Annotated in this window: 11 protein-coding genes and 1 other RNA gene; 7 read left to right on the top strand and 5 right to left on the bottom strand. The window is 39.5% G+C overall.

Annotated features, from left to right (window positions below; translation table 11 throughout):
* Nucleotides 1–3 precede the first annotated feature (3 nt).
* Genes mreC through IPMB12_RS02945 form a run of 5 tightly spaced genes read left to right on the top strand, consistent with a single transcriptional unit; the run spans nucleotide 4 to nucleotide 5,078 of the window.
* Nucleotides 4–891, top strand: a complete 888-nt coding sequence (gene mreC, locus IPMB12_RS02925; protein WP_166914793.1) for a rod shape-determining protein MreC — start codon at nucleotides 4–6, stop codon at nucleotides 889–891.
* A gap of 1 nt (nucleotide 892) precedes the next feature.
* On the top strand, nucleotides 893–1,384 hold the full coding sequence (gene mreD / locus IPMB12_RS02930) for a rod shape-determining protein MreD (protein WP_208293570.1): 492 nt from the start codon (nucleotides 893–895) through the stop codon (nucleotides 1,382–1,384).
* A 10-nt stretch (nucleotides 1,385–1,394) separates the two neighbouring features.
* Nucleotides 1,395–2,864 carry a ribonuclease G gene (gene rng, locus IPMB12_RS02935; protein WP_166914795.1) on the top strand — a complete coding sequence of 490 codons (1,470 nt, stop codon included), beginning with the start codon at nucleotides 1,395–1,397 and terminating at the stop codon, nucleotides 2,862–2,864.
* Nucleotides 2,865–2,892: 28 nt separating this feature from the next.
* Nucleotides 2,893–4,347, top strand: coding sequence for a metalloprotease TldD (gene tldD, locus IPMB12_RS02940; protein ID WP_166914798.1), 1,455 nt, complete (start codon nucleotides 2,893–2,895; stop codon nucleotides 4,345–4,347).
* A gap of 47 nt (nucleotides 4,348–4,394) precedes the next feature.
* Nucleotides 4,395–5,078, top strand: a complete 684-nt coding sequence (locus IPMB12_RS02945) for a DedA family protein (RefSeq protein WP_166914799.1) — start codon at nucleotides 4,395–4,397, stop codon at nucleotides 5,076–5,078.
* Between the two features lie 72 nt (nucleotides 5,079–5,150).
* On the opposite strand, the gene rnpB is transcribed toward IPMB12_RS02945, so the two are convergent.
* From rnpB to IPMB12_RS02965, 4 genes are all read right to left on the bottom strand, one after another.
* Nucleotides 5,151–5,528: RNase P RNA component class A (rnpB, locus tag IPMB12_RS02950), an RNA gene on the bottom strand.
* 112 nt (nucleotides 5,529–5,640) lie between these two features.
* The gene (locus IPMB12_RS02955) at nucleotides 5,641–6,594 is read right to left on the bottom strand and encodes a PfkB family carbohydrate kinase (protein ID WP_166914801.1); all 954 of its coding nucleotides are present in this window, start codon (nucleotides 6,592–6,594) and stop codon (nucleotides 5,641–5,643) included.
* Nucleotides 6,594–7,973, bottom strand: coding sequence for a purine-cytosine permease family protein (locus IPMB12_RS02960; protein WP_166914803.1), 1,380 nt, complete (start codon nucleotides 7,971–7,973; stop codon nucleotides 6,594–6,596). The genes IPMB12_RS02955 and IPMB12_RS02960 overlap by 1 nt, the downstream gene beginning before the upstream one ends.
* Nucleotides 7,973–8,980, bottom strand: coding sequence for an ADP-ribosylglycohydrolase family protein (locus IPMB12_RS02965; protein WP_166914805.1), 1,008 nt, complete (start codon nucleotides 8,978–8,980; stop codon nucleotides 7,973–7,975). Before IPMB12_RS02965 ends, IPMB12_RS02960 begins: the two co-directional genes overlap by 1 nt.
* A gap of 237 nt (nucleotides 8,981–9,217) precedes the next feature.
* On the opposite strand from IPMB12_RS02965, the gene IPMB12_RS02970 reads away from it, so the two are divergent.
* The gene (locus tag IPMB12_RS02970) at nucleotides 9,218–9,949 is read left to right on the top strand and encodes a GntR family transcriptional regulator (RefSeq protein WP_166914807.1); all 732 of its coding nucleotides are present in this window, start codon (nucleotides 9,218–9,220) and stop codon (nucleotides 9,947–9,949) included.
* A 13-nt stretch (nucleotides 9,950–9,962) separates the two neighbouring features.
* Here IPMB12_RS02970 and dauA read toward each other — a convergent pair whose 3' ends face one another.
* Nucleotides 9,963–11,648: a C4-dicarboxylic acid transporter DauA gene (gene dauA / locus IPMB12_RS02975; protein ID WP_166914809.1), complete on the bottom strand. Its 1,686-nt coding sequence runs from the start codon at nucleotides 11,646–11,648 to the stop codon at nucleotides 9,963–9,965.
* A gap of 225 nt (nucleotides 11,649–11,873) precedes the next feature.
* Between dauA and IPMB12_RS02980 the strand changes: the two genes are divergently transcribed.
* A complete protein-coding gene (locus IPMB12_RS02980; RefSeq protein WP_166914811.1) occupies nucleotides 11,874–12,314 on the top strand; it encodes a DoxX family protein in 441 nt (146 codons plus the stop codon).
* The last annotated feature ends 5 nt before the right edge of the window (nucleotides 12,315–12,319 follow it).

A 12,319-nucleotide genomic window follows, 5' to 3' on the forward strand; every position in this document is an offset into this window, starting at 1 on the left:
GCTATGAAATTACTCTTCTCCAAAGGTTCGCCTCTCATTGTTCAGTTATTTGTTGCGTTGTTTTTGTCCATTATTTTGATGGTGCTAGATACGCAATATCGTGCATTTCAGGTTGTCAGATATTATTTAGATACCGCAATTAGTCCGCTGTACTATATCTCTAACGGCCCGCGTTCGGCGATGAATTCATTTTCCGAAATGGCAAAAACCAGAGATGAGCTAGTACTGGAAAATACCTTACTGAAAAATGAACTCTTGATTAAACAAAACGATCTGTTATTGCTTGAGCAACTTAAGCATGAAAATGACCGATTAAGAGTGCTGCTTGTTTCACCAGTTCGCCGTGATGAGCATAAAATGGCAGTTCAGGTTCTTCTTACTGATACTAATCCTTATGCTTATCAAATCGTTTTAAATAAAGGTGCACGTAACGGGGTCTATGTTGGGCAACCGGTTGTTGATGAAAAAGGGATTGTAGGACAAATTTTTGCCACAGCTGAAAATACCAGTCGGGCTATTCTGATTTGTGACTTCCAGCATGCTATTCCGGTACAGGTACTGAGAAATGACATGTCGATGGTGGCTGTTGGTAATGGATGTAGTGAAGATTTAATTTTAGAATTTTTACCAAATAACATTGATATTCAGGAAGGGGATGTGTTGGTCACTTCTGGTCTGGATGGGCGTTTCCCGGAAGGGTATCCGGTTGCTACTGTCTCATCAATTAATACTAATCCTAACCATGCGGGTTTACTGATTAAGGCGACCCCAACGGCTGAGTTAAAACGTTTACGTTATTTATTGTTACTTTGGGCTGAAGATAGGGAGAATTCGGTCATTCCTGCTGTGACAGAAACTTCATCAGAGGGGGAAACATCCAATGATGAATAGTCTGAATAACCGTTTACCACATAATCGCTGGATTATTTGGTTGACTCTTTTTGTGGGTTTAATTCTACAGATCATGCCATGGCCAGCAATTATTAGTATGTTTAAGCCTAACTGGGCATTGCTAATTTTAATTTATTGGAACTTAGCGTTGCCGCACAGGGCTGGAATGGGAACTGCATTTATTATGGGACTTATTCTTGATCTTTTCTCTGGAAGTGTCCTTGGTGTTCATGCTTTTGTGTTATCTGTGATTGCTTACTTAGTCATTTTTAAATTTCAGTTAGTACGAAATTTAGCCCTTTGGCAGCAATCACTCATTATTGTTTTGTTATCCATATGTTACGATTTAGTACTATTTATTATAGAAATAGTGATGAATCATTCAATTACGATGACGCCACTATTATTCCTGTCATGTCTAGTCAATGGATTGTTATGGGTCTGGATGTTCTTATTGCTCAGATTCATCAGACGGCGCTTCTGGATCACATAAAGAGGTTGAGATGTCAGTAGAACTATTGATGAACGTAACACCGTCAGAAACGCGTGTTGCTTATATTGAAGATGGTTTATTACAAGAAATACACGTAGATCGTGAATCAAAACGTGGTATTGTCGGTAATATTTATAAAGGTAAGGTCATTCGCATTCTACCCGGAATGCAGGCGGCATTTGTTGATATTGGCTTAGAAAAAGCTGCTTTTTTGCATGCTTCCGATATTATGCCCCACACTGAATGTGTTGCTGATAGTGAGCAACAACAATTTCAGGTACAAGATATTGCTGAATTGGTCAGACAGGGTCAGGATATTATTGTTCAGGTTATTAAAGATCCTCTGGGTACCAAAGGCGCTCGTCTAACTACAGATATTACCCTTCCTTCTCGTTATTTAGTTTTTATGCCAGGTTCATCGCATGTTGGTACTTCTCAACGCATTGAGAGTGAGGAAGAGCGGGAACGTTTGAAAGAGATTGTTGAAAACTACTGTGATGAAACTGGTGGTTTTATTATCCGAACAGTTGCAGAAGGGGCTAAAGCTCAGGAACTTGAGCAGGATGCGACGTTTTTAAAACGATTATGGCGTAAGATTAAAGAGCGTGTTTCTCGGCCTGGTAGTAAAAATCTGATTTATGGTGAGCTGGACTTAGCACAACGAGTACTGCGTGACTTTGTCGGTGACCCGATTGATCATATCCTTGTCGATTCAAGGCTAACCTATGATTTACTGCAAGAGTTTACTAAAGAGTTCATGCCTGAAGTTACGAATAAGTTAGAACTTTACCGTGGTAGTATGCCAATTTTTGACCTCTACGATACTGAGAATGAAATACAAAGAGCACTTGAACGTAAAGTCAAACTTAAATCAGGTGGTTATTTAATTATCGACCAGACTGAAGCAATGACTACCATCGATATCAATACTGGCGCTTTTGTCGGGCATCGTAATCTGGAAGAAACGATCTTTAATACTAATATCGAAGCAACGATTGCAATTGCACGTCAATTACGTTTACGTAATTTAGGTGGCATTATCATTATTGATTTCATCGATATGCAGGAAGATTTGCACAAACAACGTGTTTTACAATCACTGGAAGAGGCACTGGGTAAAGACAGGGCAAAAACAACAGTTAATACCTTTTCTTCACTCGGTTTAGTTGAAATGACCCGTAAACGTACCAGAGAAAGTATTGAGCATATTTTGTGTGAAGAGTGTTTGAGCTGTAAAGGCCGTGGTATGGTTAAATCAGTCGAAACTGTCTGTTATGAAATTCTTCGTGAGATCGTACGTATTCATAAAGCACACCGTTCTGAATACTTCTTGGTATATGCTTCAACAGCTGTAGCTAATGCGTTAACCAGTGATGAATCACATGCCCTTGCTGAAGTTGAAGTGTTCGTTGGAAAACGTGTTGAGGTTAAAGTTGAACCTTTATATATCCAGGAACAGTTTGATGTTGTTCTGATGTAACTGATAACAAATTACCAGAGATGTAAAAATGATATTAAGTAAAGTTACAGAGAGACTACTTACAGCCAATAAGCTGACTCAGCAAGATGTAATGAATAGTCTGGAAAGATTATCAACACGCAAAATTGATTATGGCGATATCTATTTTCAGACTAGCTATTATGAAAGCTGGTCGTTGGAAGATAATATCATTAAGAATGCTTCTTATAATATTGATCAGGGTGCAGGTATTCGAGCTATCAGCGGTGAAAAGACTGGATTTGCTTATACCGACCAAATCTCTCTATCTGGACTTGAGAGAAGTACGACAGCTGCGCGTAGTATTTCGGCTGAGGAGCAAAAGTCTTACATTGCTCCACTCTCAGCTAAACAGATAATTCCCATTTATTCTGATATTAACCCTCTGGTTGCCTTTTCGCAGGAAGAAAAGATTGCTTTGTTGCAGCGTATTAATCAGTTAGCAAGATCGCTAGACCCAAGAGTTTCAGAGGTTAGGGCGAGTATTTCCGGGAGTTATGATGAAGTACTTATTGCCGCAACCGATGGTACTTTTGCAGCTGATATTAGACCACTGGTTCGTCTGTCTGTCTTTGTGTTAGTAGAAGAAAACGGTAAAAGGGAAAGTGGTAGCAGCGGTGGCGGTGGTCGCCGTAGTTATGACTATTTCTTACAAACAGAGCCAGGTTCTGGTGAGATTATCGCAGATAGTTACACGCGTGATGCAGTCAGAATGGCCTTAATTAACTTGTCAGCTAAAGCGGCTCCTGCAGGTACTATGCCTGTAGTTCTTGGGGCTGGTTGGCCGGGTGTATTGTTACATGAGGCCGTCGGTCATGGTCTTGAAGGTGATTTTAATCGAAAAGAGACTTCTCTTTTTAGTGGCCGTATGGGCGAGATTGTGACTTCTGAACTTTGTACGATTATTGATGATGGAACACTTTCTGATAGAAGAGGTTCTTTAAATATTGATGACGAAGGTGTGCCTTCACAGCGAAATGTACTTATAGAGAATGGCCGCTTAAAAGGGTATATGCAGGATAAGTTAAACGCCAGATTGATGGGCGTGAATCCTACCGGAAATGGTCGCCGTGAAAGCTATGCATCGTTACCTATGCCGCGCATGACGAATACTTATATGCTGGCAGGTAATTCTACTCTGGATGAGATTATCAGTAGTGTGGATTATGGTTTGTATGCCCCTAATTTTGCCGGTGGGCAAGTAGATATTACTTCCGGAAAGTTTGTATTTTCAGCCTCAGAGGCGTATCTTATTGAAAAAGGGAAGGTTACTTTCCCAGTTAAAGGTGCGACTTTAATTGGTTCAGGAATCGAAACAATGCAAAGTATATCAATGGTTGGTAATGATCTGGCATTGGATAAAGGTGTTGGTGTATGCGGTAAAGAGGGGCAAAGTGTACCTGTTGGTGTAGGCCAACCAACATTAAAAGTAGATTGTTTAACTGTTGGTGGAACAGTTAAATAATTGAAACCGGATTATGAAATAATATAAATACAGAGACTAGAGAAATAATGGACACAATTTTATCGTTATATCACGCATTCTCGACACTTGATTATGCGACTCTTTCAGATCCAAAAGTCATGTGGACTTTATATGGTATGTTATTTGTAATATTACTTTTAGAGAATGGTGTTTTGCCGGCAGCTTTTTTACCTGGTGATAGCTTGTTATTTGTAACAGGTGTTCTGATTAGCCAGGATGTGTTTCATTTTGGTTTAATTAATGTAGTGTTGATTGCTGGTGCAGGTATTGGTACTTGGCTTGGGTATATACAAGGGCTTTGGCTGGGTAATACAAAAATAGTTAAAAGCTGGATGTCTCATTTGCCACCAAAATATCATCAACGCGCACAGACGATGTTTCATAAACATGGTTTAGCAGCATTATTTATCGGGCGTTTTATTGCATTTGTACGTACAGTATTGCCAATTATGGCTGGATTATCTGGACTACATAGTAAGAAATTTCACCTCTATAACTGGCTAAGTGCAACCCTTTGGATCTTTTTGATCGTGACTATCGGCTATCTTTTCGGTTTATCTCCAATCTTTAAAGCCTATGAAAAAGAGCTGATGACTCTTCTTATGCTTATCCCTGTCTTTTTATTAGTTATTGGGTTAATTGCATCTATCTGGGTGGTTATTAAACGCTGGATGATGAACAAAAAGATGAAGGCAAGAGGAATTAAATAGTCTGTAAATGACTTTTATCTGTGAGTTTTAGTAAATAAGCCGTTATATCTCTACAACGGCTTATTTTTTATTTATTGAAATCAGCCGATAAGCCGGGTTCTGTCGTGGACAATCATTCATCTAGGCTAATATTCACATATTAGCTCAAGCAGTCTACCCGGATCCAACGCGGGCCGCGCCAATGGATCCCTATTTGACCTTGCTCCGAGTGGAGTTTACCGTGCCACAAACTGTTACCAGTTGCGCGGTGCGCTCTTACCGCACCCTTTCACCCTTACCTGTGCCTAAGCCATCGGCGGTTTACTTTCTGTTGCACTTGTCGTGAATTTTTGCTCTCGCAAAGACTCCCCAGGCGTTACCTGGCACTCTGCCCTATGGAGCCCGGACTTTCCTCCCCTCTGTTTGTCTCCCGAAGGACAACAACAAAGCAGCGATTGTCTGGCCAATTTCGCAAGGGAGGATAACGTAGTTAATTGTTAAGATCAATCATTATTTTGTTACTAATTTGTATAAAAAAGCCTGATGAGAAGTCAGGCGTTTAGAGCTTGAGAACAATATATTTTCAGTGAGAAAGAGAAAAATCAATAATATCTTTCCAGTCAGGCGGATTGCTTACTCCCAGACGACTAACCATAATTGCGGCAATCTGATTACCAAGAGTTATCGTGTCTGCTAGAGGAATTCCCAGTGATAAACCAGCAATAACACCAGCACAGTGAGCATCACCGGCACCAATAGTATCAATGACAGTGACCTCATAGGTTGGAACATGAAGTGGCTCTTGGTCTGTCTGACATAACCATGCGCCTTGCTTCCCTAAACGAGCAATCACAGTAATATTAGGATAGTGCTGAATAAATGTTTGTACTTGTTTAATTGAGTCACCATTACCACAAAGAAGCGCGATTTCATCTTGATTAATAGTGAGTAAAATATTTTTCTTTAGAAGCTGTGCCATTAAAGCAGGAGATATATCTTTTAAACGTGGGCCTAAATCAACAAAAAAAGTACAGCTATCAGGTATTTGTAATATCCAGTTATGTAAGTTAGTGCTCGATGTCGCGGCTAATTCATAACCAGACAGATAAACAAGACTATTTTCTGGGATTAAAAAGTGCTTGAGGGAGATCTGATCCCAATCGCATTCGCAACCATTCTCGATAGAAACAAATGTTCTTTCTCCATCAGGTTCGACAAAGGCCAAACACCATCCATTATCTTTGGTTAAATGTCTTAATGAAACAGGTAACTTCAACGTTTTCATCTCGTTTTCTACAGTAGTTGCCCATGTACCTGTGCCAACGGGAATACCATTTAATAGCGCTAAATTTAATTTAGATAAGATTCTGGCAATGTTAAAAGCGCAACCACCGATTTGCTGAGCCAGCAGGCGTCCTGCAATATCCTGCCCCGAAAGTGGCAGCTTATCAATTGCCAGTACAATATCACCTACCGCAGCGCCCACAATCACAATAGGACGCTGTTGAGCCGTGTTTTGTAGATCTTTAATGTTCATTAGATTTTACTCTGTTTAGGGATAATAGCGTAGGCTATTAAACTGACAAAGAAAGATACAAATAAACCCAGACTGGAATCTTTAAAAATACCGACGGCGAAAGGGCCATCAATAAAACCGGTATTAGTGACCGCTAAGCCCGCAAATGCACCAAGTAACCAGCAAAATAGTGCTAATGTTCTGACTGGTGGGTTCTTGTCACCAAACATTGCTTCAGGGTCGTAGCCCAGTTTCTTACGATACATGAAGTAGTCATAAATAAAGATTGCATCCCATGATGCCATAAATAAACCACAGAAAATCAGGAAAGCAATAAATGGATCAAGGAAATCACCCGAGATAAACAGGACGTAAATGGCTACACCCAAAACTAATACCGCATCAATAGAAACGGCAACAAACTGTTTAACTTTTACACCAATAGTTAATAAGTTAAGGCTGGCAGAGTAAAGACTTAACACGGCAATAGTGATTACACCGCCTGTTGCAGCCAGTAAATATGGAATAGCCATCCATGGTGGTAGTACAGAACCGATTAAGGCAATTGGGTTTGCGGAACTTGCTAAATCAGGTAATTGTACAGAAATTAATACACCAGTTAGTAATAGTAAGAACAGAGGGATACAGGCTCCCCCAACAACAGCACCAAAAATTCGCTTATTAGATGAACTTTCTGACTGATAGCGACTATAGTCTGCACCAGCCAGTGCCCAGCCAATACCTGTGCCGGCAGCAACAAATGTGACCGCAGGTAAGAAGCCAGTTAACCAGTTTCCGCCAGGAAGGCTTAATACTCTGTCCCAGTCTGTGATTGCGGCAATATAGATAACAACAATGAGGGTTAAAGTACCGAAAATTCTGGTACACCAGCTTTGTAGCCAAATGACTGTCGCTTGCCCGAGTAAACTAACGATGATTGCCAGACCTGCAAATAGGATCAAACTGATAATGGTAGTGGTAACTGTGATATCAAATCCCATAGCCTGAAAGAGGGCGGCAAGTGTCATAGTACCGGTAATAATATTCACGGCTTCCCAGCCAGTTAAATTAAACCAAGAGAAAAAGGTAGGAGCAATATTACCCTTAATACCAAAGATAGTACGTGATAGTGTTAACGTCGTTGTGCGTCCTTTTTTACCTGCAAAACTGGTTAAACCCACTAAAGCGAAACTGGCGATGCCTATCACTGTTGCCAGTACCGATTGGATAAATGACAGACCAAATGATACTACGATGGCTCCATATACAATTCCCATGATACCAATATTTGCAGCAGACCAAATCCAAAATAGTTGTAAAGGTTTTCCTGATCGCTCTGTTTCAGGAACGATATCAATCCCTAATTGTTCGACTTGCCATGAATCATTTTGTTTACTCATTAGACAGTTCCTATTTTAAACCTAAGTTGAGTGAGAGAATTTGCCATATCGGCAAAGTTGATCTTATTTGTATCGTTAATTAATTGAATTGCTTCTGGAGGAAAGGCATCTATACCATGTATTGTTCCACAAATTGCAGTCGCAATTGCGCCAATGGTGTCAGTATCTCCACCTAAATTTGCACAATATAATGCAGTCATCATAGGATCTTCAAGGGTAATATCGACAATGGCTAGGGCTGTAGGAACAGACTCAATAGTATCCATTCCTGCACCAATAATATTATAGAGCTCGTTTAAGGCTAGATCTTTGGGCTTATTTTTTAGTTGCTGGGCTACTTCAAAGGCATATTTTATTCGGAGACTAAGTGATGGGCTGAAGGTTGATCTATACTTGGTCTGAACATCGTGAGCGATAACAAGTAGTTCTGGTTTAATTTCCTGCCAGCTATAACCATCAATTATTCGGCTAATAGCCTTGGCAATAACGGCAGCTCCAGCAATAGCTATATCCGATTTATGTGTTGCGTAACACGCTTGAGCCACGCCATCAATGAATGAAGGGTTATTGCTAGATAAAAGACAACCAACTGGAGAAATACGCATCGCTGCGCCGTTAGTGACACCATTTGCTTTAATATTTTCCAGTGCCTCTCCTTTTTGTAGGGAGAGTAGAGTATGTTTAGATGTCGGTCCTAAAGTATTAAATGCATCATTTGTTTGAGCCCAATGTAAAATGTGTTGGGCAATAATTGTGGGAACAATTTCACCGTTACACTCAGTAATCGCTTTAATTAAAGCAATAGCCTGATGAGTATCATCAGTAAATTCCCCTCTCTTTAAGTGGCTGGAGGCTGGGTTTTTAGCATGTCCTGGTAAAAATCCAGTAATTTCACCAAATAGCTCATGAAGGCGATAACGAGGAAGTAACTCGGATGGCATCCCCATGGCATCGCCTATAGCTTGCCCATAAAGGCATCCTAAAATCTTTTTCTGTGTATTTTTCATAATCAATTTACTTTATCTGATTTTATCCTATTTAAGCAGATAATAGAGATTTTTATTGATAAATCAAGTAATAACTATGTTACCGGAATCATAAAAAATCGTTGTAAATCTTATACTTTTGCTTGATTTACTGCCTAATCTTAGATAATAATCAATGTAACTAGTATGGATAAGTGATAACACTAGTTATTAATTGGGATGGTCTATAATTAACGCGCCTCTATTAAGTCTGAAACTATGAACAATTTGAAAAAGTTAATACAAGCCTCCCCATTTGTATCCGGGAGTCCTCTCTATCTTCAACTTGCCAGATTATTGGAAGATGGGATACGTAATAAAGTATTTAGTTCTGGTTTCCTCCCACCTGAAAGAGAAATTGCTAAAGCATTAAGTATTTCTCGTGTCACTGTTTGTAAATCATTAGAAGTGTTAGCTAAGAAGAAGTTGATTGAACGTCAACAAGGTGTAGGAACTCGCATCATCTTTCATATTGACTATTCTTTAACTCACACTCAAGGATTTACTGCTCAGATAGGTAGTCAGGGTGATGTCGCTTCAACTCGTTGGTTAGTTCGTGAGAAACATAAAATCGATGAGCGGATGGCTGAGTATATACATTTACCGGTAGGAACTTTAGTTGCTTACCTGAAACGTGTTCGTTTAGTGAATGGTAGTCCAACAAGTCTGGAATCTACACATATTCCTTTAAAATATCTGCCAGAGCCGGAGCTACTAGAGGGCTCTTTGTATAAATCTTGGGAAGATAAAGGGTTTTTGGTTAAGAAGAAATCTTATCGTCTTAGAGCAATTGCTTGTGATGAAGAGCTAGCTTCTTTATTAAATGTTTCTCTGGGAACTCCAATTATGAAAACAATCGATACCTCATGGAGTAATTTCGATGAAATTATGGAGGTGAGCGAAACGTTTGTTTTGGGTGAATATTACGAATATAAATTTGAAACTCAATAATATCCTAAGCGTTTTATTTTTTTAATGTTTGTAATGCTTCATCCAGAGTTGAGTAAAAGGAAAGTTTTCCTTCAATTGGAGTCACTTTTGCTCTGGCCAGTGTTTTTAGCGGTTGGAATTGTAGTTCACAAATTAGGATGTGTGTATCAGGAGGTAAAACCTCAATAAAATGAATCAAAGCATTCAGGCCACCGGCATCCAGCATTGAAACATGATCCCATTGCATCACGATCGATTTATGATGTTCTGCTTTTTGATAAAGCTCAATAAAAACTTTTTCCGCAGCGGCAAAAAACAGTGGCCCATTTACTTTTATGGTCAATGTCTCTTCATCACAATGTTCTTTTAACTCAATCAGAGTAGTCATATTAGCGATACGACGCATGAAAAGTAGCGAGGCTAAAATGATTCCTACAGTGATAGCAATAACCATATCCAATAATACTGTCAGAGACATGCATAACAGCATAGTGATAATGTCATCTTTGGGGGCTCGTTTGAGGATATAGATAACCTTATGAGCTTCACTCATATTCCACGCGACAATAAATAGTAATGCTGCCATTGCAGAAAGGGGTAAAAAGGAGAGTATTGGTGCTAAAAATAACAAAGCAAAGAGCACCACTAAGGCATGAATCATGGATGAAACAGGAGAGGTTGAACCTGCTCTTACGTTGGCCGCAGAACGGGCGATAGCTGCAGTCGCTGAAATACCACCGAAAAATGGTGTAATAATGTTACCTAACCCTTGCCCGATAAGCTCTCCGTTAGAGTTATGTTTAGTGTTAGTCATACCATCAAGTACAACAGCACACAGTAATGACTCTATAGCACACAGCATAGCCATAATTAATGCAACTGGAACGAGACTTGTCATTGTGTTCCAATCCCAGCTGATAGCTGAGCCTTGAATATTCCAGGGTAGAGTGAATTGTGGCAAGATAGAGGGAACACCTTGTCCGATTGAACCATCAGCCAATATATAGCTAAAACGTGAACCAATAGTATCGACAGATAAATCAAATAAGTTTAAAAATAGCATGACTCCAACGCCAACCAGTAAAGCTGGCAAATGGGGCGGGAATTTGAGCTTTAATTTACGCCAGAAGATTAAAACTAAAAAGGTAGACAGCCCTACTAAGGTATCAGCAATACTTAAAGTTGGAAACGCTTTAAACAAGGTTATAACTTTAGATATATAGCTTTCCGGCATTGCTTCTAGTGTCAGCCCAAAGAAATCTTTAATTTGCATAGTTGCAATAGTGATCGCGATACCTGCAGTAAAGCCTAAAACGACAGATAACGGAATATATTCGATTAAGCGACCGAGCCGCAATACACCCATAATGACCAGAAATATACCTGATAATAGAGTAGCGACCAGTAAGCCGGATAATCCATATTGCATTGCAACAGGGTATAAAATCACTACAAAAGCGGCAGTCGGGCCAGAGACGCTGAAACGTGAACCACCAGTCAGAGCAATAATAAGTCCGGCAATAATTGCTGTATATAAACCGTGCTGCGGAGGGACACCACTAGCAATTGCCAGTGCCATCGCAAGAGGAATAGCAATAATGCCGACAGTAACACCGGCAATAATATCTTTGACTAAGCGCTGCTTACTATACGGAGATTGCTTACAAGAATCGAGCAAAGCACTGCTTATTCTAATACCATTAATTCCACGTATTCTCATTGTTATCTATCACTTTATCCTGAAAATAAAAAACAATGGCGGGCCAAGGTAGTCCGTCGTCTCATAGATAAGATACTCATTTTTCAGGAAAAAAATAGGCTAAAAAGAAAATAATTTTATGTTATTTAATTTTTATATTTGAAATGCTATAGTCAAAAGTATTGACATTATACCTATTCACAAGGCGTTTAAGGCATTTTGCCTGAACAAATTAAGGAGGGAATTATGTTCACATCATTAATTAATTTGATTTATCAACTACTTCGTTCTTTCTGGTTATATTTTCTTGCCCAGGTTTTGATGACTATGCCGTTCTGGCAAAGCGGATTTACTAAATTATTCAACTTTGATGACGCTGTTGCTGAAATGGTTGGAGATGGATTAACACCAGGTGCTTTTTTTGCAGGTATTACTATCTTTACTCAATTAGCAGCTACTGCATTAATTCTCTTTGGTCGCAGACTTGCATGGCTTGGAGCAGGAGCGCTTGGTGTGTTCACCATATTAACTATTTTTCTTGTCCATCATTTTTGGTCTTACACTGGGGCGGAATATGAAATACATTTAGAGGTATTTTATAGCCATCTAAATATAATTGGTGGATTGATTTTAAGTGCGATGGCTGCTGAATTCCGCTATGGTAAACGACGTTCTTTAGCTGAGTAAATGTT

This window comes from Zophobihabitans entericus, assembly GCF_011745665.1.
GTDB classification, from domain to species: Bacteria; Pseudomonadota; Gammaproteobacteria; order Enterobacterales; family Orbaceae; genus Zophobihabitans; species Zophobihabitans entericus.

Bases quoted from the DNA above. Each gene is read 5' to 3' on its own strand.
- IPMB12_RS02960 (WP_166914803.1), bottom strand. From the start codon at position 7,973: ATGAGTAAACAAAATGATTCATGGCAAGTCGAACAATTAGGGATTGAT.
- IPMB12_RS02965 (WP_166914805.1), bottom strand. From the start codon at position 8,980: ATGAAAAATACACAGAAAAAGATTTTAGGATGCCTTTATGGGCAAGCT.
- IPMB12_RS02970 (WP_166914807.1), top strand. From the start codon at position 9,218: ATGAACAATTTGAAAAAGTTAATACAAGCCTCCCCATTTGTATCCGGG.
- dauA (WP_166914809.1), bottom strand. From the start codon at position 11,648: ATGAGAATACGTGGAATTAATGGTATTAGAATAAGCAGTGCTTTGCTC.
- tldD (WP_166914798.1), top strand. From the start codon at position 2,893: ATGATATTAAGTAAAGTTACAGAGAGACTACTTACAGCCAATAAGCTG.
- rng (WP_166914795.1), top strand. From the start codon at position 1,395: ATGTCAGTAGAACTATTGATGAACGTAACACCGTCAGAAACGCGTGTT.
- IPMB12_RS02980 (WP_166914811.1), top strand. From the start codon at position 11,874: ATGTTCACATCATTAATTAATTTGATTTATCAACTACTTCGTTCTTTC.
- mreC (WP_166914793.1), top strand. From the start codon at position 4: ATGAAATTACTCTTCTCCAAAGGTTCGCCTCTCATTGTTCAGTTATTT.
- IPMB12_RS02955 (WP_166914801.1), bottom strand. From the start codon at position 6,594: ATGAACATTAAAGATCTACAAAACACGGCTCAACAGCGTCCTATTGTG.
- IPMB12_RS02945 (WP_166914799.1), top strand. From the start codon at position 4,395: ATGGACACAATTTTATCGTTATATCACGCATTCTCGACACTTGATTAT.